Below are 21,103 nucleotides of genomic sequence, written 5' to 3'. Positions count from 1 at the left end.
CACGTCACCTCGTCTTGGAGTTCCTCGACCTACACGGCCGTGAGCTTGCTCTGGCCAGCACCACCGACGCTCCACGTCCCGATGGCTGCTGGTGTCACCTTCGGATGGGTCGAACCGTTGGCGAACGCGAGCAGGACCGCCGTCCCACCCACCGTTAGCTTGGTGGCCAGCCCCGCGGTCGCCGCGTCGCTGACGCATGGGGCCGGGGAGCTCGGGCTGCTCGTCGTTTGGTTGGTGCACACCGCGAAGTCCAACCCCGACTCCTTGCCGCTTAGCAGGACGCCCTTCCCCCCGACGGTCAGCCGCGACGAGACCGAGACGACGCTCGCGTTGCCCTGATGACTGCACGCCAGCGAGCCGCCCCGGGCGATGACCGCTGCGCCCGCCATCAGTCGACCCGCAGCACGGTGCCGGGCGCCGGCATCTCGGTGGTCGACACGGGGCCGGACGCGTCCGACGCGCCACCCGGCCCCGCGGCCGATGGCACAGCGGCAGCCTGCGCGGCGGAGTCCGACTCGCCCACCAACTCGAGCAGCACCTGGATGGCACCGCTGATCCGCAACAGCGTCTCGCGGATCGACACCTCCTGGGCCATTAGCTCCTGGAGCCGGCGCTGGCCGACCTCGTACTCCCGCTGCAGCTCCGCGAGTCGGGCGAGCGTCTGCTCGGTCAGCGTCTCGCCCATACGTGTCTCGCTCATCATGAGTCCTTCCCTTCGGACGATCCGTCGCCGTCGCCGTCGCCGCCGACGCCGGCGCTGACTAGCTCACGGCCCCGCTTCACTGACTCCACCACGACCCGGTCCACGTCGGCCCGGACCGCCTTGACCTCCCAGTGGAAGCGCTGCCTCGGGTTGCTCTGGTCGGCAGCGCGCACGACGAACCGGCCATCGCGGATCGGCGAGGCGGCGAGACCCGCCACCGGCTCGTCCTCCTCGCTCACCGCCGTGAGCATCACCGTACGGTCGTCGACGCGGGTGAGCGCCTCGAAGTACTCCGGCAGCTCCACCACGGCGCGACCGTCGACGAGCCGGCCCGAACCCCGGTAATAGACGGCGGCCTCCGGCCCCTCTATGCAGACGTGATTGAGCGAGCGGTTCTCCGGGTCCAGGGGGTGGTCGATGACGAAGTGTTTGGTGCCGTTGGAGTAGAACCTGCATGCGGGATTCGCGAAGTCCGTCCCCACGTAGAGTCCGCCTCCGGCGAACAGGTCGAACGTGCACACCCCACCTCCAGACCAGGCCGGTGGGGGTGCCGCGCCGGCGCAGAGCAGCTGACGGCCCTCGACCACGAGGTTGCCGGAACCTCCCCACTCTTTGCCGATGATGACCCCTTGCGTGTTGAGCAGAAACAAGATCTCACCGCCTGTGATGTGCAACCGGCCCTCGCCCAGGATCGTGCCCCCGCTGGGCAGCGTTACTCCCCCGCTCGCGCGCAGGTTCCCGTCCACCACGGCCGGTCCGTGGACGGCCAGGGTCGACGCTGGCGTCCCGCCGACGTGGACTCCCTTCCCGGTGTTCCAGTTGAGGTAGAGGTCGTCCAGGCCGTCGTTGTTGACGAGCTTGCCGTTGACGTGCCGAGTGGCCAGGACACCGTTGAGGTTGTGGCCGACCGTGACGTCCCCGCTGACCAGCAGGTTCGCCTGCGTGCCGGTGCCGACGCTCAGCCCCGCCTGGGTGGACACGGCGCCGGAGCTGGTGTTCATGGTCAGGCCCCAGCCCACGCCCCGCCCCCACAGACCGACGTGACTGTCGTCGGACAGGCCGACGAAGGCGGCATCCGGAGCGGCGTTCTGGAAGAACCAGATTCCCGCGGAGGCGTCGCCACCCTGACGGACCCGCATCCGGCGCGGGACGTCGAGGCCGCCGCCGTCCCCGGGCTCGCCCACGCAGAGCTGGTCGGTGCCCGACCACAGGCGCGCGTAGCCGCCGTCTGCATACCAGACCCAACGCTGGCCCGTCGTTGGCGTGTCGACGTACCCGGCCGCGTGCCGGTCCATGAAGGAGAGGCCGGCGTCCGCGCCCCCGCTGTGCAGACTGCCGTTGACGTGCAACCTCTTGGTCAACGGGTCGGTCCCGGTGCCGATTCCCACGTTACCGCCGGTCAGCAGATTGCCCGTGGTTCCTTCGACAGACAGGGCGGCGCCGGCAAGCGGTCCGGGCAGTACGACGTCGAGACCCCCGTCCTGGCGCGTTCGCAGCGAGGGTCCGGTGACGGCCCTGACGGACGGGGTCTGCCCGCCGACCACGGAGGTCCGCAGCAGGGTGAGGCTGCCCACCGCGGGGGAGGCATGCCGTCGGGGGCCGGCCTCGAGCGCGATGACCGCGCCGCTGGCGTCGAGCGTCGCCACGGCGAGCGGCACGCTCGAACCGTCGTCGGTGAAGCTGGCCTGGGCAACCAACCGCAGCCAGGGCGCGTGCACCAGGCCCCACGACGAGGCTCCTGCCGTCGGGTCGAGCACCTCGCGGGCGGTCAGCGTGAGCACCTGTGCCCCGGTCAGGCCGGACGTCGCCAGCCCCGCCCCGCCACTGCCGACGAGATCCAACAGCACGTTCTGCACCTGGTCGACGGGCGGCGCGTTCGGGTCGACCACCACCGCACCGTCCTCGCTGAGCAGGACCGGACGTCCCTCACCGTCCAGCGCGAGACCGGTGCCCACGGTCAGCCCCGGCGTCCCGACGGTCGCGGTCACTTCGAGCCCCTGCATGACGCCGGATCCGAGCGCGCCAGCAGCGAGCTCAGCACTGAGCGGGAGCAGGTAGGTCTCCATGTCGGCAAGGCTCTCGCCGTGCCCCGTGCTACCCGTGCGGACCGTGCCCGTGTTCGGATTCCAGTACTCGGTTCGAACTAGTCTCATCGAGCCTTCTCCCTTCTTGTTCTGCCGTCTCAGGCCTCGGTGATGGGCGCCCAGTAAAGGTGGGCGGGGCGGTTCTGCTCGACGACATCGCCGATGGTGGCCAGGACGCGCTGCAGGGGCAGAGACCGTTCGTTGGGGTCGTCGGGAAGGTCGGCCCCGACGAAGTGGACCACGACGTCGAACCGGAACGGGTCGAGCCGCGGCCACACCGGGTTGACCGACGGCGGCGCCGGCAGCCCGGGGTCACAGATCACCAGCCGGGCGCCGTCGCGCACCATCCCGGTGGGGAAGACCATTGATCCCGGCTCGCTGATGCGGGTCACCTGCGGGGCGGCGAGGTCCACGCGGTGGACGGCCGCCGGCTCGGCGACGGCTCGGACGAACGGGTCACTCGTGGACGCGAACGGCTTGAGCCCGACGTCGAGGACGAACAGTCCGCCATCATCGGTCTCTGCCAGAGCGGTCGGTGCGACGAGCGGGTTGTCGACCGGGAGAAGGGCCTTCTCGGTCCATGCCGGCGCGGTGCTCCGGTCGATCGCCACCAGGTTGCCGTGCAGGTCATCGGCGGTAGTGGGCTCCTGGGGGCCGCCGTCGCCGATGACGAGGGTCCCGTCCGGGCGGACCAGCAGCGCCATCGGCTCGACGACTGTGGTCAGCGCGCGATCGGTCACCGTCGGACTCGCGCCGCCCAGCTGCACGGTGACGATCCGGGGCGGGTCGGGTGTGCCCAGACCGCTGCCGTGGTGCAGGACGAGCAGATCGCCGTTGCCGTCGACAGCCATCGCGACCGGGGCCACGGGGATCGGCTGGTTCCCGGCGGCGCGGACGGTGAGGGTCACCACGGCGGTCGCCTTCGCGGCGTCGAACGGCGCCGGGACGGCGAGCAACGCACCCCGGGAGTCGACCCAGTAGACCGTCTCCGGGGCGCCGCCTGTCGCCGGCAGAACCGCGATCGCCAATACAGGCCCGAAGCTGCTGGCGGGAGCGGTGGGCCGCGGTATCGGCGGGACGCCGGTGAACCGGTAGTCACCCGAAGGAGAGATCTGCCAGACCCGGTTGGGCAGCGTCACCGGGATGTGCGGGATCGCAGCAGAAACACCGGTGTCGCCGACGAAGAAATCGCCGGTGCTCGCGCGGGCCACGCACCACGGCCGCACCACGCCCTCGGCGATGACCGTGGACCCGCGCAGCTGCGGGCCCTGCCCGACCAGGACGCCGATAGGGGCGAGCTGGTCCGGCCGCGGGACCGCGAACAGGAGCCGGCTGCCGTCATCTACCGCCACCCGCGTCCGGATCAAGCCGGATGCGTAGAGGTCAAGATAGGTCCGCAGCCCGGAGCGCAAGCCCCGGCGGCGGTGTGCCTGCGCGATCTGGGAAGTGACCCGGCGCTGCTGGTACTCGTCCCAGATCGGCTCCCCCTCGACGGTCGGGAAGCCCAGCGCGACCCACGACGCGAGCCAGGGTAGGAACGGTGCGGGCGTTCGCCAGGGGTCGAAGTACGAATCTACGCGAGCGATGACGTCGGCAACGGCCGCGTGCTCGTGGTCGCCATGAGCGAGGGCGACATCGTCGGGGATCCCGGTAAGGACCTTCTCCACGATCCGCAGCCAGCCACCGATGGACAGCTCCGAGGCAGGGTCCTCGTCCTGCCACACAACCGGTGGCAGGTACCTGAGGTAGGAACTCGGCTCGCTCATCGTCCGCGCCCCTACAAGGCCTGGGTGATCGCCGTGACGGTGTGCGCACCCCGGTCGGCCGCGCAGACCAACTCGTAGTCGGTGAGCCGGACGGAAGCCGCGAAGTTGGGCTGCCAGAACGGCCGCGTCACGGTCGGGTCGGCGTTGCCGACGTACGGCGGGACACCAGGTTTGATCTGAAGGCTGGAGATGTAGCCCAGGTCCGCGGCAGGCATGATCGCCTGGAACAGGTCGGAGCTGAACACCGGCTGCCCAACCTGCCAGCCCACGCCGCCGGCGCCGCCACGGATGGGATGCAGGAACGTCGTGATCCGGTCCAGCGTCTGGCTGCGCACGGGGTCCTTGAACTCGTCCCGCCAGACGACGATCTCGGTGCTGACGATGATCGGGCAGTAGCGGGGGCCGGTCACCTGCACGTGGGCCCCCACGTCGCGCCGCTGGTCGAGGTAGGCGAGTACGTCGGCGAGCAGCTCCGGGGTCGGCGCGGGCCGGCTCACCCCAGGGCCCTGGTCGGGGACAACGACAACGTTGACCGTGCCCGGAGCGCGGATGATGGCGGCGTAGCTCCATGGTGTCCCGTCGCTGGCCACCTTCGGAGTCAGGCACCGGGTGATCACGACCTCGTTGCTGGCCTCCCGGGCGAGGAACTCGTAGTCCTCCGCGGTGATCGCCCGGTCGCGGATCTTCAGCTGCTCCGGGGCCCGGCGCAGGGTGTCCTCGACCGGTTCCTCGTCCGTACCCTCCCCCGCCGCCGCCAGGTTGCTGACGCCGGTCAGGCCGGGCAGCCCACCGCCGTTCGGGGCTGCGCCCAGCACGACCACCTGCCCGGCGGCGACGTTCGCCGCAGCGCCCTGCGCCACGTAGCGGTACCGCGCCCGGATCGAGCTACCCGCCGCCGGCACCGAACCGGACCCCTTCCGGCTCTGCGGGTCATGGTCGCCGAAGGTGATCTCGCCGGTGACCGGGTTGACCAGGTAGACGTTGCCCGGGCCCGCAGGCAGGTCGTCCACGCGCGCCCAGACCTGCCAGGTGGGAGGCGCCCCCCTGCCGACCTCGACGGCGAGGTCGCCGTACGGCGCGCGCAGGTCAGGCCGGCGATATAGCGGGCGCCGGGACAGCTGAAGGGTCTGGAACGGCTCGCCCGTACCCGTCCCGAGGACCTCCGGCGTGCGCAACGAGAGCGCGGTGCTCGCCGGGGCCGCGTTGAAGAGCAACCGCTCCACGCCGACGTCCGCGGCGGCCGCGCCGGTGTTGACGAGCTTCACCCCGACCCAGAACCGCGGGTCACTACGCGGCGCCCTCGCGGCCGCCGGGACAGTCACGGTCGTCCACGCCGTCGACGCCGGCCCGTTCGGCGCGGCGACAGCGCGCTGCGCGACCCAGTCCGGTTGAGGAGTGACGACGACCACACCGTTACGGGTCAACCCGGCGGTTCCGTCGACGAGCGCCGGTCGGGCATCCGGACCGGTCGCCTGGGTGGGGACGACCTGCCACACCAATGGTTCCGTGCTGCCGGTCGAGTAGGTCCACGTCGCCGTCACCCCGGGAGGCGCCGGCCGGACCAGGCGGACCAGGAGCAGCAGTGGCTCCGTGGGCGCGGTGTCGAAACCGAGGCAGAACTGCGCCGTCTGCCCGGCTGGCAGGCTGAACAGGGCGGCGGCGGCCGGCGGCCCCACCAGCGGGGTGGTCACGTCGGCGCACGGCACGAGGCCGGCTCCGGAGAAGGGGCCCAGCCGCACGACGGTGTCGAGCTGCTGCGGCAGCACGTGCACGTCCGCGTCGGTCTCGAACACGATCGGCGGCTGACCCTCGCGGGCCACCGTCGAGGCTTGGCTCCCCGCCGCTACGTCCACCGGGCCGGCGCCGCTGACGAACGTCAGGAAGGTGCGCGCGGGGGTGGGGGGGTCTCGGGTGATCCCGAGCAGGTTGAGGAACGCGATGTAGTTCTTGTCCGGCACCTGGTTGAGCCGGTAGACGACGCCCTCGGCGAGCCAGGCGAACAGCTCCAGCAGCGTGATGCCGAGGTCGCTCGGATTGTGGTCGGTCCACCCCGGCGCGTACCGCGGGATGAGGGCCCGCATCTCGTCGACGAGGTCCTGCCAGGTGCGGTCGTCGAGGTCGGGCGGCAGGATCCGGCCCCGTTGCGCGTCGAACGTCATGACGCTGGCTCCAGGTAGAAGGGGTATACGAGGTTGTGCACGTCTTGCGTGGCGCGAAGCCGGTAGGTGATCGAAATGACCAGCAGCGGCTGCGTGGCGGAGTTCTCCACGGCCACCTCGAGCACCTCGATGCGCGGCTCCCATCGGGCCAGGCCCTCAGCGACGTAGTAGCGCGCCAGGTTGGCGGTCGAGGAGTTGTTCGGCGCGAAGGCGAGCGTGCGCAGGTTCGAGCCGAACGTGGGCCGCATCAGGCGCTCGCCGTACTGGGTAGCGAGGATGAGCCGGATCGACTCCTCCACCTTGCGGGCGCCTGACGAGACGCTCAGGCCGGTGAGGTCCAGCCGCAGCGGGTGGCTCAGCCCGCGCCCGTAGGTCTCGTCCGTCATCGCCGCCTCCTCATGAGACGTCCACGCCGGATGTGGAGATGGCGATCGCGGTCGGCCCGGAAGCTGCCTTCAGCGTCACCGTGCCGCTGGTGGACGAGATAGAGATGTCGTCCTTGGCCGAGATGGTCAGGGCACCGTGGGCGGTCAGAGAGACGGCTCCGTTCGTGGAGTTCATGACGACCTCGCTGCCCGCCGAGTCCCGCAGGGTCAGCGACTTGCCCTGGGTGCTGTCGTCGAAGGCGATGGTGTGACCACCTTTCGTCTTGATCACCCGCCGGGTGTTGGCGCCGTCCTCGTTGCGTTCGGGCGGGCGCGCTTTCGCGTGCCAGAGGCTGCCGAGGACGTACGGCTCGCCAAAGTTCCCGCTCTTGAACGCGACCAGCACCTGGTCACCCTTGTCCGGCAATGCGTAGAAGCCGCTGTCGGCACCGGCTGCGGGCTGCACGCACGGCGCCCACTTGGTGACGACGTTGTCGGAAAGGTCGGCGAACTGGACCTTGACCCGGCACAGCGGAACTTTGGGCGGCACCGCCGCCAGCTCATGATTGTCGACGACCTCACCGACGAGGACGCCAAAGAACTTCTGCTCCTGCTTGGGTGAGGGCGTCTCCACGACGTTCTCGCGCAGTATGCCGACGAGGCTCGACTGCCCGCTCTGGCTGATGACGAAGTCGGTGCGCATGCCGGAGGAGTCGAGCCGATGCGTCACCTTGCGCACCCGGTAGGTGCCCGAGAAGCGCTTGCCCACGCCGCGGATCTCGACGTACTGGCCGGCGGCAAGCGCCGGCAGCCCGACGCACGATCCTTGTCCTTCGTAGAGCCCTTCGAGCAGGTCCGCCAGCAACGCCGTGGCCAGCTCGCGCGCGTCCAGCGGGTTGCTGACGGAGTGCTCGCGAAACTCCGAGTGGACCAGCGACGTGAGCAGATCGGTGATGCTGCCGCCGAGCCGCTCCAGCAGGCTCGCGGAGTCGAGGTCGACCGCGAGCACGGCCGCGTAGATGCTCTGCGCCAGCTCCTGGTTGTACCCGCGGATCACCTCGAGCCCGGTGAGTCCCGCGCCGGAGATGCGGGCGGTGAAGCTCGACAGGTTGCGGCCCCACTCCAGGACGTGTGCGGCGAACGCCGGCCGCGGGAACTGGAAGTGGAGCCGGTCCCACTCGACATAGACGTCAAAGTGGTAGCGCTGGGCGCGAGCCTTGAGAAAGGCGAAGTCGCTCTCCTTCTGGGTGAGGTCCTCCGGCAGCTCCGGCGTCGGGTCGACAACCGGGAGGAGACCGTTCTCGAGCGCGATCCGGGCCGCGATCAGGCTGTCCGTCGTCGACGAGTACGTCGTGGGGGTCGGCCGGTTGCGCCGCAGCTTGTACGACTTGTCGTAGCCGGTCACCTGTATGGTCGGCGGGCTGTCCTGCGGGAACGACGGCTCGACCGCGGCAACCTCGCCGAGGAAGGCAGGAATCAGGTCAGCGCCGTACCCGAGATGCACCTCTACGTTCTTGCCGATGTCCAGCAGCGCGGAGTCCAGCAGCACGTTGTCGGGGTTGCGCAGGACGAGGCTGAACGTGCCCGCCATGTCGAGGTCGGTCTCCACGGACAAGCTCATCACCTGCTCGGTCAGGTCCGCGGCCATCGTCACGCCTGAGAGCAGGATCTCGAAACGCGGAGCGTAGAAGGGCTCGGTCACGGCGCGCTCCGCCCACTGGACGTGCTCGTCGCGCCGCGGGGCGGGATGACCAGCGAGCGGCCGACCCCGAGGTCGAACGGGTCGACGATACGGTTGGCCACCGCGATGAGCCGCCACAGTGCGGGATCGCCGAGGTAGGCGCCCGCGAGGCCGCTGAGCGTCTCGCCCGCGCTGGTGACGTGCACCGTGCTGGAGATGCCGACGACGGCGCCGGCCGCGTTCACCGCTGCCGACACCGTCGGCGATCCGAAGAAGATCCCTTGACGGATCTCGACGTCCAGCCGCACGTACTCCTGGAAGCGGGCCGAGAGCGTGGACCGCGCCGGCGTGCCGTCGCTGAGGAACATCGTGAACCGCTGGCCGGCGTCGACGAGCACGCACTGGAACTGCAGCCGGCCGAGGGAGAAGAGCAGCACTGGCGGCGCCAGCTCGCGGGCGTCCTTCTCGAGCAGCTGGACCACGGGGGCGGTCCGGGTGCGGACGTCCTCGCCGGTCTCGTAGGTGTCGAAGAACAGCTCCATCGACAGGGTGCGCGCCTTGCCCCGGACGTACTGGACCGGCGGGGTGCCCAGTCCGGGGATGCCGACCTCGGCGAAGGTGTTGCCCTGCTCCAGCTTCAGCTCCTCCGGGTTGTACATCACCCGGAAGCTCTCGCCGGTGAACGTGTTGAGGATGGTCGCCTTGGCGAGCTCCTGGCTGGTCGCGGCCAGGGGGGCCGCGCGGCGGACGACGGTCGACTCGGGCATGTCAGGCTCCTCGCTCGATCTCGGAACGCAACCGCTGCATGACCTCGGCGATCACGCCTCGGCGCAACGCGTCCAGGTCCGGCGCTGCAGCGGGCGTCAGGTCCCGCTCGACGCTCGCCCGCCTCCCCGAGCCCCGGACTGCGACAGCGGGCGGCGACGGCCCTGCAGGAGCCGCGGCGGGTGTCGGACGGGCGGCGTCACTGTTGGAGGCCACCGCCGCCGACCCTAGGCCGTCGTGTCCGGAGGAGCTGCCGAACCGCGTTCCCGGCCCCTCGAGGGTGGCCGGCCACCCGGTGCCGCCTCCGGGATCGGTCGGGGCCGGTGCGCCTCCCCGAGGGAGCAGGGACCGCTCACGGGCCCGCGCCAGGGACTCCTCCGCCGCGCCGCCCACTGCCCTGCGCCAGGCACCCCCAGGGTCGACCAGCCCAGCGACGTGGGTCGCTTCGTGGGCCAGCAGGGCCACGCCCTCCTCCCGGCGAGGGGCCCACCGGCCCTGCCTCAGGTAGACGTCCCTGCCCAGGGTGACCGCGTCGGCGTCCTCGGCGCGGGCGTGCGCGTCGGCGTGGGGGCCGGCGTGCACCCGCATAACGTCGGCGGCCTGCCCCACCTCGCGGCGCAGCCGGGAGCGGACATCGGCGGGGATCTTGCGCAGGTCGTCGTCCGTGGCCTCGGCGCCCCGCTCCTCCCCCGGCCGCCAGGGCTCGTCCCCTCCGGCCACGGTCCTCGGGTCGTTCGGCGTCGGCCGGCCCCGTGCGGCCGGCCGCCCGTGCCCGGCCCAGGCTCCTGGAACAGCGGCTGCCGCGGCTGGCAGGTCCACCCGGATGGTTGGCTCCTTTCCCGGTCGCGTCTCGGCGCGCTCGAACCGCTCGCCGAGGACGTCAGCGACCTCCTCGATGTGGCGCAGTGCCACCGTCAGCGGGGCCGCCCAAGCCGGTCGAGGCACCAACGCGGCCACGCGGGCGCGGGCCAGCGCGTCCAGCCGCCGACCCAGTGGCACCGACGCTTCGTCCTGGTCGGTCACGATGTCCGGCCTCCTTCGCCTGAGTGCGGTCCTTCCGGCGGCTGCGGTCGCTGCCTGCCCTGTGCTCAGTCCGCGCCCAGCTGCGCGGCGACCTCGGCCACCCAGCGCTGACGCTGAGCGTGGTCGAGGCTCAGTAGCTCCTCGAGGGTCCAGTGGACGTGTCTTCCGAGAAAGGCCACCTCGTGGTGGACCCGGTCCACGGGGTAGCCCGTTATCCCCCCACCAGTGGCACCTCCACGTGGTGCTCGGATCCGCAGTGTGGGCGGGTCACCGCGAGCACCGGCGGTGACAGTCCGTTGATCCGGTTGTACAGGCCCTGCAAGAACGCGAGGTCCTCCGAGAACAGTCCTTCGATGACGCCCGCGTGCACCTCGGGCAGGCTTCCGAGCTTGGTCACTACCCGCTCGAGAAGCAGGACGATGAGGTAGGCCGGCCAGTTGCGCACCCGAAGGTCCTTCAGCGGGTAGATCTCGTCCGCAGCCGTGGCAAGGCGCATGACGCCAGCCCGGTGCACCGAGCCCGTCGGATCGACGTAGCCCTTTGGCAGATCGAACTCGACCTCCGTCACGAAGGCGCTCACGCCTTGGTCAACCCCTCGTGAGCGAGCACCAACGTCTCGATCGCGACGTCGTTTCCCTTGGCGGTGAACGAGGGCAGCTCGCACTTGGTCGGCCAGGCGTTGAGGAAGTTCCAGCGCGCCACCTCGGCGCCGCCATCCAGCGAGAAAACGATTAGCGCCCCGTGCTTGCGCTGGACGTTGCCGTCGACCACCTGCTGGCGCCACTGCCACAGGTCGAGGCTGTCGGTGATCCCCCACTTGAGGGTGATGTCACCGTAGCTCGTCTTGCCCGGAAGCTTGAGGACCGTGGTGTTGTTTCCGCCCTCCCGGTACTCGATCACCTCGGTCGTCGACGACAGGCCGCTGCACTCGCTGAAGCCGATCTGCGTCATGCCGTCGATCTGGACGAGGAAGTTGAAGTTACGGAACGGGTCGACCCGCTGACCTGGTTGTGGCATCGCTCTCTCCTAGCTTTCGGTGGTCTGGGATCCGCTGTCCCACAGACCGATCCGGACGACAACGAACTCCGCGGGCCGGACCGGGGCGACCCCGATCTCGATGACGACCTGACCGAGGTCGCGCACGGAGGCGGGATTGAGCTCCTCATCGATCCGCACATAGAAGGCGTCCTTGGCGGTGCGGCCGAACAGTGCTCCCGCTTGCCAGACCCGGGTGAGGAAGTCGGTGATCGTCCGGTCGAGGCTCTTCCACAGCCCCGTGCCGTTCGGCTCGAACACCGCCCAGCGCAGTCCCTGCAGCAGCGACTCCTCGATGTAGGCGACCAAGCGGCGGACGTTCACGTAGCGCCAGGCCGTGCCGTCCGTGACGGTGCGGGCGCCCCACAGCAGGGGCGGTGATCCGGGGAACATCCGGATCGCGTTGATCCCTGCGTGGTTGAGCTGGCCCTGCTCGGTGTCGTTGAGCAGGTAAGGCAGGGCCCGGGCGCCGCGTACCGGCTCGTTCGCCGGGGCCTTGTGCACGCCGACCTGCGCGTCTCCGCGAGCCATGATTCCGGCGACGTGCCCGGACGGCGGGACCGTCGTCGTCGCGGACGGTGTCGGCGCCGGATCGTCCACCACTATCCACGGCCAGTACAGGCCACCCCAGCCGCCCGTGGAGAGCAGCGCGCCGCGTTGGGTGAGCAGCGGCCCATCGGCCTTCAGCGGGTCGGTGTCGTTGGCTCCGTCGAGGATGGCGAACCGGTCCCTCATCTCCTCACAGTGGGTAAGGATCGTGCTCTGCACCCCAACGTCGGCAAGGCCGGGAGCGCAGACGAGGCTCACGTCCCGCACCCTGGTGAGACCGTCCATGGCGGCGGCCATGCCCGCGCTGTCGTTGACGTCTTTGACGGGCACGACGTAAGCGAGGGAGCCACCGTTTTCGAAGAACCCGTGCATTGCGTACGGCAGCGGGGATCCCGTCTTGTAGCCGCCGAACTGGTCGGTGTACTGCGTCCAGTTGGTCACGGCCACCGGGATACCAGCCGTGCCGTTCGAGATGGCGGCGACCGGCGTCCCGATCAATGCCAACGTGCTCGTACTCGCACCGGCGATCGGCCCGGCGGCATCGACCTCCTCGACGTAGACGCCTGGTGCCCTGGTCTCGTAGTCGACCATGCTTTCTCCCTCGGGGATCCGGGTCACTGCCCGGTCAGGACGACGTCATGCGCTTGCATGGCGTTCTCGTATTCGATCTGTCTGCTGCTGTCGGGATGTCCGGCACTCGTCACCGCGAGCGTGTAGGAGCCGAACGGGACGGCGGTGAAACGGAACTCGCCGAGGGCGTCGGCGGTTACCGTGCGCGATGCCTCGACCAGCGTCACGGCCGCACCCGGGATGCCGGTCAGCTGACTGTCCATGATGCGTCCGTACAGCTCCGGCTTGTCAAGCAGACCGCTGCGAAGCTGGATCGCGGTCATGGCGGGGAGGGTCTCGGTCTCGGTGTACGGCTGTAGCGCGATGGTCACGGTGAGCGAGAACGCGGGTCGCGGCGCGATACCGAGCGCGGTCCAGAACTCGCCCATCGACTGCCCTTCCCGGGTCTGCGCCACGGTCGTGGCCAGCGGAAAGGGCTGGGGCGGTGTCCTGAGCGCCCCCCGCGCGTACTCATCAGGGATGACGGGGAACCGGCCGAGCCATAACAGCGCACGCCCCAGCAGGCGGTGCTCCTCCGCCGCACGCAGGGCGCCGGTCTTGGGCGACCATGCGGTGACGAGATAGGTGCAGTCGACGCGCAACGGGGGCCGCTCACTCTCCCAGCCGCCCGTCGACAGTGGCTGCACGATCGGTGCGACGTCCCGCATCTTGCGGTTCTCCTGCACCTCGTGCAAGAACAGGTCCAGGGTGGGCAGCGCCGGCCCGAAGTCTCGGTCCGGCACCGTGAAGCTGACGTCTGCGGTGAGCACCTCCTGCGGCGCGGCGCCGTCCGCGAGGAGGGCCGACAGGCTCGCGTCCAGATCATCGAACACCATGCCCCTCCCTCGGGTCGCTCCGCGGATGCGCTGCTGCCGTACTGGTTCACCCGTCTGCCGGAGGGTCGGGGCCGGTGTCGGGGCCGGGGCCGGTTTCGTTGTCGGTGAGGATCTTGCCCATCTTCGCCAGCTCACGCCGTGTCGCCGCGACGAATTCGGCCCGCCCGATCGGGCCGCCTGCCTGAGCGGCGAGGTACGCCGCCCCGAGCACCGCGTTGCGGATGTTGCCGCCAGCTAGGCGGTGATCGGCCAGGGCTGCGAAGTCGACACCGTCGCTGAGCGGAAGTCCGGGAGGAAGGCAAGACTGCCAGATCCGAAGCCGTTCCCCGGCGTCGGGGAACGGGAAGTCGACGATGAGGTCGAGCCGGCGGATGAATGCCTCGTCGATGTGGTGACGCACGTTGGTGGTGAGGATCGCGAGCCCGTCATACTCCTCCATCCGCTGAAGCAGATAGGCGATCTCCACATTGGCGTACCGGTCGTGGGCGTCACGCACCTCGGACCGCTTCCCGAACAACGCGTCGGCCTCGTCGAAGAGCAGGATCGCGTCGGAGTCCGTGGCGGCGCCGAACACCTGGGACAGGTTCTTCTCGGTCTCCCCAATGTACTTGCTCACCACCCTCGACAAGTCGATGGCGAACAGGTCCAGACCCAGCTCGGCGGCGATCACCGACGCGGCCATCGTCTTACCCGTGCCAGGTGGACCGGCGAAGAGCGCTGTCACGCCCCTCCCGCCGGGCAATCGTGCCTGGAACCCCCACTCGTCCATCACGAGCGTCCGGTGCTCGACCCTGGCGGCGAGCTCACGCAGCTGACCGTGAGCGTCCACGGGGACGACGAGATCCGCCCACCCATGGACCGGGTGGATCCGGCGTGCGAACGTGGTCAGCTGGTGGCCGGTCTGGCCGCGAGCGGAGGAGAAGAGGTCGCGCCTGCTGAGGCGGGGGGCGGACGAGCCGCGAGGCGTCCACCGGAGGCCGGCCTCACCGGCAGCGATGAGGGCGGCGTCCCTGATCTGTCGTGAGGAGAGCCGGAACCGGTCAGCGACGGCCGCCAGGTCCGCCGCGGCAGCCGTGGCCCCTGCCGCGCGGACCTCGCGCCGCCAGACTCCGCGCCGGTGGCTCGCATTGGGCGCGCTGAAGCGGACATTGATGACCCCGAGCGGCTCACGCGGCGAGGGCGACCATGGCTGCGTTGTTCCGAGCACGACCACCCCGGGGTGAGCCGCCAGCGCGGTCACCAAGACGTCGGGACCGAACTGCCCCGACGTCTGGAGGAGGGCGTCGACGTCCGCGAGGTACACCACGGCGTCGTCGAACTCCGCCTGCCGCAGGGCCAGCCGCAGGAGGTCGGGGATAGCTGCGGGCTCAGGTGCCAGTGCGTGCCCGGCGACGTGCAGGACCGGGCGGGCGAGCCGTTCGCCCAGCGCGAGCGCCGTCCGGCGTCGCCCCGTCCCTGGCGGGCCATGGAAACACAGGCGCACTGGTGTCCGCCCCCCCGCGGAGATGAGGAGGGACGCCAGTCCGTCCAGGCGGCCGTCCGGCTCTGCCTTGCCCCGCCGCCCGGTCCTCGAGCCGGGGACGACGAGCCGGCACGCATTACCCAGCCGGTGATCCAGGCCACGGTGGCCCAGCAGGATGGCCGTCACCTGCTCCTCGACGGCGAGCAGTCTCGCGATCAGCGGCGGTTCGTCTCGACGCTCCGCCCGCAGGTTCACGATCCTGTGACCGACCAGCGGACCGTCCGCAGCGAAGATCCGCATGGCGGCGAGCCGCTCGGACGGCGTGGTGGTGAGCAGGTCGAGGGCCAGGTTGACCGTCGGGCGGCGGGCGGCCAGGTCGTCCTGCAGGTAGCCGTAGAGCTGCTCGTACCGCCGGTCCACGTCCGGGCCCAGGGCGATGAGGACGACGTCGAGTTCGAGCTCACTCAGTTCATAGCGGTCCCGGATCCACGCCCATCTGCGGTTGTCGGCAGCGATCCGGTCCCACGCGGGCAGCAGCGGCAGCACCCGGCGGCCGGCCACAAGCGGCGCGGCCACGCGCCGTAACAAGCTGCGCTGCACCTGCTCCTCGGTCAGGTAGAGCCCGCGGTAGCTGTCACTCGCCGCCTCCGGCCCGTAGCGGAGTCGAGCCTCTTCGACCCCGGAGGCCAGGAGCTGGTCGAGACGGCGGAACGCGAGGAGCCCTTCAAGGCCGTCGTCGGTCCCTGCGATTTCCCCCGGCTCGACGCGCGGAGCATAGTCGCCGACATGTTCGGCAGCAAGATGATCCGTCTCGAGCATGAGCTGACCCTTCAGCGCTCACCCATTTTTTCCATACGAACCGGCATCCAACTGTATAAGCGAGGACGAAATGCCGTCAAGGAATCGAAGCCGGCTAACCGTGCATCTTGACATGAGTCACCAGGTACGAGTCACCGCCTGCCGGGGAGAGTCTCGGGCGGGCAAGCAGGCCCCTCCGCCGTCTGGTGACCAACGCTGGGAACCGGTCGAGGTCCTGGGGGGCCTGCTCGCCGAGGAGGCCGCCGGGCGGGAACGCTCCGCCCTAGCGACCCGGCGAACCGGCGGGCCGCCGTCGGCTTCCCGAGCGGCAAGACGTTCGAGGCGTGGCGACCCGAGGCGACCCCGATCCCGGCCCCCACCCAACAAGCCCTGCGGACCCTGAAATGGGTCGGTCGCCGAGAGAACCTCGTGGTGTGCGGGCCGTCCGGGACCGGCAAGACGTTCCTGCTCGAGGCACTCGGTCAGCACGCCATGCAGCAAGGCCTGAAGGTGGCCTGGTTCACTCTCGAGGACCTCGGCGTCCTGCTGCGTGGTCGTGACAGGCTCAAGGCCGACGACAGCGTCAGCAAGGCGATCACCCGGGTCCTGCGAGCCGGTCTCGTGGTCGTCGATGACATCGGGCCCGGGCGCGAGCCATGAGGCGGCGACGCCCCCGCGGGACCCACGGACCGTGACCGTCCTCATCCCGACGGCTGCCGCGACAGGGACCCGAGCGCGCGCAGCTCCACGTCCAGCACCGTGCCGGGGACGCCGGCGGCGGGTCGGGCGCGGGCGGCGTCCTCGACTGCCGTCCGCGCCTCGACGAGGTCACCACGCGCGAGCGCCAGCCAGGCGCGCTCGGACGGCGCGTGCGGCAGCAGGAAGCCCTCAGCCACCAGGTCGTGGATCTCCTCCGCGCTCCAGCCGTGGGGCCGATCACCGTCCGCGCCGAGGCCGAGCCCGATCTCGCCGGTCGCCCGCAGCACTCGCAGCTCGTCGACGTCGCGCGGTGCGACGGACCAGGCCTCGTGCAGGCGGCGGAGCCACGTGACGTCGGCGAGCGCGACGGCTAGGTGGTGGCAGTCGAATAGCCGGCCGATGCGGTCGTCGAGCGCGCTCAGCGGCCAGCCAATGATACCGACCCACGCCGCGTCGGGCTCGGTCAGTCGTCGCAACGTCTCCGTCGGCGGATCGACGCGGCGAGCGCCCTGCAGAGGGGCCAGGGCAGCCTGCCTCCACACGGACTCCAACGACCGGCTCGGTCCCGTCACAGCCAGGGAACGCCGTAGAGCTGGTAAATGTTGCGCTCCATGTACCGCCCCAGCTCGTTCGCCTTCTCGATGACGGGTCTCGACGTCGTCTCCGCCGCGTCGTAGATCGCGTCGGCCGCCTCCTGCCCGCCGAAGAAACCGATCGCCCCGCCGATCATCGCGCCGAGCACTGCGGTGACGACCGCTCCCGGCCCACTCTCGATCCCTAACGCGGCTCCCGCCGCGGCCCCGGCCTTAGCGCCGAACGCGGCCGCGGGAATGGAGAAGGCCCAGCCGCCGGCCTCCTGGGTCGCGACCCGCAGCCCTTGTCCGGGTGGTGCCGAGCGGACCCGCTGGACGGACACGCCCACCCCCACGGCGATGAGCACGCTACCTCCGAAGCGGAACGCGCGCATCCCGGTGGTCAGCGCCGCCTCGCCGGCGACGGCGCCGCTGAGGGCCCTGCCCGGGACCCGCGTCACCGCCCGGCCCGGGATCGAGCCCACGCCCTGACCCTCAGCGAACGTCCGGGCATACGAGCGCGCCGCTTCCAGCGCCCTCATCCGGCCCTCGAGACGACGGATGGCGTTGACGCCGCGGTTCGCGAGCCGGGCGGCCTCGAGCTCCCGCGTGATCTGGGCACCGATCTCGTCGAGGTGCACCACGATGTCGCCAGACTCCAGGAACTGTGCCCCCAGCCGACGGGCGGCCTCCACATCGACCCGCACCAGCTCACCGGTGCCCCGCTCGCGCAGGATGGTGCGGAACGCCTCCAGGTCCGCCGCCGTGGAGATCCGGTCGGTCCCGAGCCGCGGAACGTTACCGCCCGGCCGCATGTGCCGGAACGTCATTTCCGCCGGATTCAGCTCCGGCTGGAAGGTGAACCCGGGGTCGGGCGCCCGCGGCAGCAGTGAGGCGCCCCGCAGGATCTGGGCGGCCGCCGGGTCCTGCGGCTGCAGCACCCGGTAGTACCAGTTGGGCTGCGGCATGAAGAGCGCCGACCCTCCGACGCTGGCGGCCGCGCCACCCGGCCAGGCCGGAGGGAGACCGTCCTCCGTGCCGACCAGGTGCGCCGGGGCCTCCGGCAGCGAGGCAGCCGACATGCCGGTGAGGGCCTCAAACTCGGCCGCACCCACCAAGACAGCGTCGAGGGGTTGCGGCAGCGCGGACGCCGACGAGCGGACCGACCCCGCCGTCGCGGCGAACGGCGTGGCGGCACCCGTCTGGTTGCCCCGACGCAACAGCTCGGCGCGCTCGCGTTCGAGCGCGGCCCGGTACTCGTCGGTGATGACGATGCTCTGCAGATGCTGCTCGATCACCCGCAGTCGCACCTCCGACTCCGGGGTGCGGTGCAGCGTTCCGTGGTCGTCCTGCAGCGTGTGGACCAGCTCGTGCGCGAGCAGCCGTTGGCCGACCTCGCTCCCGGGAGCCCAGCGGCCCTCGCTGAAGTAGATGCGCGACCCCAGGGTCCCTGCCCGGGCACCGGCGCCCGCCGTGAACCGGTGTGCCGCCCGATCGTCGTGGATCCGCACCCGCGACAGGTCGGCCCCCAGCTGTCGTTCGAAGCAGAACCTGAGCGACGGGTCCAGGGGCACGCCCGAGCTGCCGTCCACCGCCGACCCAGGTTCCTCGGCCGCGCGTCCGGTCGACGAGGGTCGCTGACGACTCTCCGCGAAGTGGGCCGCGTCGCGTTCTGCCAGCGAGTCGACCACCGACGTCCGGACCGACGGGTCCAGCGATCCGCCCAGGAGCTGGACGACCGCCTGGTTACCGACCGTGCGCTGCAGCCACAGCACCGACGACACACCGGTCGTATCCGAGCGCGGGGACGGATGCGGAACGGGCTGGCGCACCGGCGCGGACTGCGCGACATGCCGGTGCGAACGCTCAACGCTCACGGGGCTCATGCGCACCTCCGACTGCCGTGAAGATCGGCGGAACAGCGAGTCGGCGGGACCCGCACGCCGATTCTCCCACCCCGGGCCGGCGCATCACCAGGGGAATCGCGTTGACTCAATCAAAGCCACCCTCGAAGCGTCTTCGGTGCCTCACGAAGAAGTGCCCGCGTAGCGGCGTGGCGGCAAGTGCGGCGGTGGTCGAAACAGCCAGGGACTTACGATGAGCCAGCGCAAAGGCGGAGACGAAGCTGATGGCGATCCGGTACCGGGCGGCGTCTAAACCCTGGATTGTGAAGCCCTACTACCGGTTGGAGACCGTGCTGGCCCAAGCGTTTTCGCTGTTGCGGCAGCACCGCAGCAATGCGCGCAACCGCAGAGATGTCCGTGCCCAGCCCTACCTTAGAACCTGCACCGTCAAGAACGGGGCCGCCGCAGTGGAGCAGGGCGTACGAAGGACCCGGAGATGAGCAGGCGAGCTGGATCACGATCGGTGGAATTTCCGGCATGGCGTAATTCGGCCTCGTCGAACCAGCAACCAGCTCTCACGGGACACGAGTCAGGCGAACTCTGGCGCGCGGCGCTGGCGGCTTTGCTTCTCGAAGCCGGCGGCGAGACGGAACGCGCTGGAGGGTGCGGGGACACGGGTGGCTGGGAACGTGAGTGCGCCGAGAGAGTGCTTGGCCATCACGTTCAGGATCGTGCGCGTGAAGGCCTCCCGAGAGACCAGGGGGTCGGCGAAGTCGGGTTGTAGGGGTGCTGACCTGCTGAAACGTGTGTGACTGAAGTGGCGTGTGTCGCTCCTGGGGCGGCGTGGGGCTGGCCCAGAGGATGGAGGTTCTCACACACAGCCACCTCGGGAGCCCTACGCCGCCATGTCATCTTCCCCCATCACAGCCACCTCTGCTGGCCTCTCGCGCCGTCCGTTGACCGAGGTGTTCGCCACCATCGCCGACCCGCGCAAGCCACGCGGGGTGCGTCACGGGTTGGCGACCGTGCTGACCATCGCGCAGTGCGCCGTCCTGACCGGCGCCAAGACCCTACTCGCGGTCCATAAGTGGGCGGCCGAAGCTGACCGAGGCGCTTTGTCCCAGCACGGGATACACCCTCAGGCAGTGTTGCCGTCCGAGACGACGATCCGGCGCACCCTGACGTTGGTGGACGCCGCCGCGTTCGACCGGGCCGTCGCCGCCTGGATGGCGATCAAGGTCGGTGATCTGGGCGGCCGGCGGGTCATCGAGATCGACGGCAAGACGATGCGCGGGGCCCGCCGGGACGGCGGCGCCCCACAACTGGTCGCCGCCCTCGACCACGGCACCGGCGCAGTGCTGGGCCAGCTCGCGGTCTCCGCCGAGAGCAACGAGATCCCCGCGCTGCGCGACCTGCTCGACACGATGGACATCACCGGCGCGGTGATCACCGCGGACGCGATGCACTGCCAACGCGAGACCGCCCGGCACATCACCCGCGACGGCGGGCACTACGTGCTAACCGTCAAGGCCAACCAGCGACTCCTGCGTGACCAGCTCAAGGCGCTGCCGTGGACGCACGTGCCGGCCACCTCAAGCGTGAGCACCAGCCACGGCCGTCGAGTTCGGCGCACGATCAAGGCCCATCGCACCCGCCTGGGTCGGCTTCCCCGGCACGGCTCAGGTCCTCCAAGTCCGACGGACCCGAACCATCAAGGGCCGCAAACACATTGAGGTCGTCTACGTCATCTGCTCCCTGCCGATGACCCAGGCGCCACCGGCCACGATCGCGGCTTGGATCCAAGGCCACTGGTGCATCGAGAACAAGCTGCACTGGGTCCGCGATGTCGTCTTCGACGAGGACCGACACCAACTCCGGACCGGCCATGGCCCTCAAGTCATGGCCACCCTCAGAAACACGGCGATCAGCCTGATCCGTCTGGCCGGCCACAACAGCATCGCCGCATCTCTACGACATCACAGCCGCGACAGTCGCCGCCCAATCGAGCTACTCACCCTCAACTGACGACTTTGCCGACCCCCTGGGGGGGCCCCAAGTCATACAGGCCCCGAATCCCAAGTCAGAGACCCGACTCTTTGCCCTGTTGACTCATGTCAAGATGCGCGCGTGGTCGCCTTCGTTGACTCATCGGT

General features: G+C 70.2%; 20 protein-coding genes. 3 read left to right on the top strand and 17 right to left on the bottom strand.

Annotation, left to right across the window (positions count from 1 at the left end; translation table 11 throughout):
• Positions 1 to 29 precede the first annotated feature (29 nt).
• The 15 genes from L0H79_RS06555 to L0H79_RS06485 all read right to left on the bottom strand — a co-directional run bounded on the left by L0H79_RS06555 (position 30) and on the right by L0H79_RS06485 (position 15,856).
• Positions 30 to 389 carry a hypothetical protein gene (locus L0H79_RS06555; protein WP_301483774.1) on the bottom strand — a complete coding sequence of 120 codons (360 nt, stop codon included), beginning with the start codon at positions 387 to 389 and terminating at the stop codon, positions 30 to 32.
• Complete coding sequence (locus L0H79_RS06550) at positions 389 to 700, bottom strand: hypothetical protein (RefSeq protein ID WP_301483773.1); 312 nt, start codon at positions 698 to 700, stop codon at positions 389 to 391. The genes L0H79_RS06555 and L0H79_RS06550 overlap by 1 nt, the downstream gene beginning before the upstream one ends.
• Positions 700 to 2,856: a hypothetical protein gene (locus L0H79_RS06545; protein ID WP_301483772.1), complete on the bottom strand. Its 2,157-nt coding sequence runs from the start codon at positions 2,854 to 2,856 to the stop codon at positions 700 to 702. Before L0H79_RS06545 ends, L0H79_RS06550 begins: the two co-directional genes overlap by 1 nt.
• A 29-nt stretch (positions 2,857 to 2,885) precedes the next feature.
• On the bottom strand, positions 2,886 to 4,553 hold the full coding sequence (locus L0H79_RS06540) for a phage tail protein (RefSeq protein ID WP_301483771.1): 1,668 nt from the start codon (positions 4,551 to 4,553) through the stop codon (positions 2,886 to 2,888).
• 11 nt (positions 4,554 to 4,564) lie between these two features.
• Positions 4,565 to 6,712, bottom strand: a complete 2,148-nt coding sequence (locus tag L0H79_RS06535) for a putative baseplate assembly protein (protein ID WP_301483770.1) — start codon at positions 6,710 to 6,712, stop codon at positions 4,565 to 4,567.
• Positions 6,709 to 7,098 (bottom strand): GPW/gp25 family protein, encoded by a 390-nt coding sequence (locus L0H79_RS06530; RefSeq protein ID WP_301483769.1) that lies wholly within the window; start codon positions 7,096 to 7,098, stop codon positions 6,709 to 6,711. Before L0H79_RS06530 ends, L0H79_RS06535 begins: the two co-directional genes overlap by 4 nt.
• 10 nt (positions 7,099 to 7,108) lie before the next feature.
• On the bottom strand, positions 7,109 to 8,779 hold the full coding sequence (locus L0H79_RS06525) for a phage baseplate assembly protein V (protein WP_301483768.1): 1,671 nt from the start codon (positions 8,777 to 8,779) through the stop codon (positions 7,109 to 7,111).
• On the bottom strand, positions 8,776 to 9,525 hold the full coding sequence (locus L0H79_RS06520; RefSeq protein WP_301483767.1) for a hypothetical protein: 750 nt from the start codon (positions 9,523 to 9,525) through the stop codon (positions 8,776 to 8,778). The genes L0H79_RS06525 and L0H79_RS06520 overlap by 4 nt, the downstream gene beginning before the upstream one ends.
• A 1-nt stretch (position 9,526) precedes the next feature.
• Entirely contained in the window at positions 9,527 to 10,546 is a 1,020-nt protein-coding gene (locus tag L0H79_RS06515; RefSeq protein ID WP_301483766.1) for a DUF4157 domain-containing protein, read from the bottom strand.
• Positions 10,547 to 10,611: 65 nt separating this feature from the next.
• On the bottom strand, positions 10,612 to 10,746 hold the full coding sequence (locus L0H79_RS06510) for a DUF6760 family protein (RefSeq protein WP_301483765.1): 135 nt from the start codon (positions 10,744 to 10,746) through the stop codon (positions 10,612 to 10,614).
• A gap of 11 nt (positions 10,747 to 10,757) precedes the next feature.
• Positions 10,758 to 11,126: a hypothetical protein gene (locus tag L0H79_RS06505; RefSeq protein ID WP_301483764.1), complete on the bottom strand. Its 369-nt coding sequence runs from the start codon at positions 11,124 to 11,126 to the stop codon at positions 10,758 to 10,760.
• Positions 11,123 to 11,563, bottom strand: coding sequence for a phage tail protein (locus L0H79_RS06500; protein ID WP_301483763.1), 441 nt, complete (start codon positions 11,561 to 11,563; stop codon positions 11,123 to 11,125). The genes L0H79_RS06505 and L0H79_RS06500 overlap by 4 nt, the downstream gene beginning before the upstream one ends.
• A gap of 9 nt (positions 11,564 to 11,572) precedes the next feature.
• On the bottom strand, positions 11,573 to 12,721 hold the full coding sequence (locus L0H79_RS06495) for a phage tail sheath subtilisin-like domain-containing protein (protein ID WP_301483762.1): 1,149 nt from the start codon (positions 12,719 to 12,721) through the stop codon (positions 11,573 to 11,575).
• A gap of 23 nt (positions 12,722 to 12,744) precedes the next feature.
• Positions 12,745 to 13,575 (bottom strand): Pvc16 family protein, encoded by an 831-nt coding sequence (locus tag L0H79_RS06490; RefSeq protein ID WP_301483761.1) that lies wholly within the window; start codon positions 13,573 to 13,575, stop codon positions 12,745 to 12,747.
• Between the two features lie 46 nt (positions 13,576 to 13,621).
• A complete protein-coding gene (locus tag L0H79_RS06485) occupies positions 13,622 to 15,856 on the bottom strand; it encodes an ATP-binding protein (protein ID WP_301483760.1) in 2,235 nt (744 codons plus the stop codon).
• A gap of 195 nt (positions 15,857 to 16,051) precedes the next feature.
• Between L0H79_RS06485 and L0H79_RS06480 the strand changes: the two genes are divergently transcribed.
• Positions 16,052 to 16,495, top strand: a complete 444-nt coding sequence (locus L0H79_RS06480; RefSeq protein ID WP_367652441.1) for an ATP-binding protein — start codon at positions 16,052 to 16,054, stop codon at positions 16,493 to 16,495.
• A 41-nt stretch (positions 16,496 to 16,536) separates the two neighbouring features.
• Here the strand turns inward: L0H79_RS06480 and L0H79_RS06475 are convergent, their stop codons facing one another.
• Both L0H79_RS06475 and L0H79_RS06470 read right to left on the bottom strand, forming a co-directional pair.
• Positions 16,537 to 17,010: a hypothetical protein gene (locus L0H79_RS06475; RefSeq protein ID WP_301483759.1), complete on the bottom strand. Its 474-nt coding sequence runs from the start codon at positions 17,008 to 17,010 to the stop codon at positions 16,537 to 16,539.
• Positions 17,011 to 17,102: 92 nt separating this feature from the next.
• Positions 17,103 to 18,983, bottom strand: coding sequence for a DUF4157 domain-containing protein (locus L0H79_RS06470; protein WP_301483758.1), 1,881 nt, complete (start codon positions 18,981 to 18,983; stop codon positions 17,103 to 17,105).
• 932 nt (positions 18,984 to 19,915) lie between these two features.
• Here L0H79_RS06470 and L0H79_RS06465 point away from each other — a divergent pair.
• Both L0H79_RS06465 and L0H79_RS06460 read left to right on the top strand, forming a co-directional pair.
• Positions 19,916 to 20,683, top strand: a complete 768-nt coding sequence (locus tag L0H79_RS06465) for an ISAs1 family transposase (protein WP_301483757.1) — start codon at positions 19,916 to 19,918, stop codon at positions 20,681 to 20,683.
• Positions 20,595 to 20,975: an ISAs1 family transposase gene (locus tag L0H79_RS06460; protein ID WP_367652440.1), complete on the top strand. Its 381-nt coding sequence runs from the start codon at positions 20,595 to 20,597 to the stop codon at positions 20,973 to 20,975. The genes L0H79_RS06465 and L0H79_RS06460 overlap by 89 nt, the downstream gene beginning before the upstream one ends.
• Positions 20,976 to 21,103: the final 128 nt, after the last annotated feature.

Origin of the sequence: Intrasporangium sp., assembly GCF_030452765.1 — a bacterium.
GTDB lineage: Bacteria > Actinomycetota > Actinomycetes > Actinomycetales > Dermatophilaceae > Intrasporangium_A.
Note: the sequence above shows the minus strand (reverse complement) of the source record. Positions and strands in the feature narration are given on the sequence as shown.

What these genes read in the sequence shown, in the direction of transcription:
- L0H79_RS06500 (WP_301483763.1), bottom strand. Translation starts at nt 11,563, where the DNA reads ATGCCACAACCAGGTCAGCGGGTCGACCCGTTCCGTAACTTCAACTTC.
- L0H79_RS06530 (WP_301483769.1), bottom strand. Translation starts at nt 7,098, where the DNA reads ATGACGGACGAGACCTACGGGCGCGGGCTGAGCCACCCGCTGCGGCTG.
- L0H79_RS06540 (WP_301483771.1), bottom strand. Translation starts at nt 4,553, where the DNA reads ATGAGCGAGCCGAGTTCCTACCTCAGGTACCTGCCACCGGTTGTGTGG.
- L0H79_RS06535 (WP_301483770.1), bottom strand. Translation starts at nt 6,712, where the DNA reads ATGACGTTCGACGCGCAACGGGGCCGGATCCTGCCGCCCGACCTCGAC.
- L0H79_RS06545 (WP_301483772.1), bottom strand. Translation starts at nt 2,856, where the DNA reads ATGAGACTAGTTCGAACCGAGTACTGGAATCCGAACACGGGCACGGTC.
- L0H79_RS06485 (WP_301483760.1), bottom strand. Translation starts at nt 15,856, where the DNA reads ATGCTCGAGACGGATCATCTTGCTGCCGAACATGTCGGCGACTATGCT.
- L0H79_RS06520 (WP_301483767.1), bottom strand. Translation starts at nt 9,525, where the DNA reads ATGCCCGAGTCGACCGTCGTCCGCCGCGCGGCCCCCCTGGCCGCGACC.
- L0H79_RS06495 (WP_301483762.1), bottom strand. Translation starts at nt 12,721, where the DNA reads ATGGTCGACTACGAGACCAGGGCACCAGGCGTCTACGTCGAGGAGGTC.
- L0H79_RS06555 (WP_301483774.1), bottom strand. Translation starts at nt 389, where the DNA reads ATGGCGGGCGCAGCGGTCATCGCCCGGGGCGGCTCGCTGGCGTGCAGT.
- L0H79_RS06550 (WP_301483773.1), bottom strand. Translation starts at nt 700, where the DNA reads ATGAGCGAGACACGTATGGGCGAGACGCTGACCGAGCAGACGCTCGCC.
- L0H79_RS06490 (WP_301483761.1), bottom strand. Translation starts at nt 13,575, where the DNA reads ATGGTGTTCGATGATCTGGACGCGAGCCTGTCGGCCCTCCTCGCGGAC.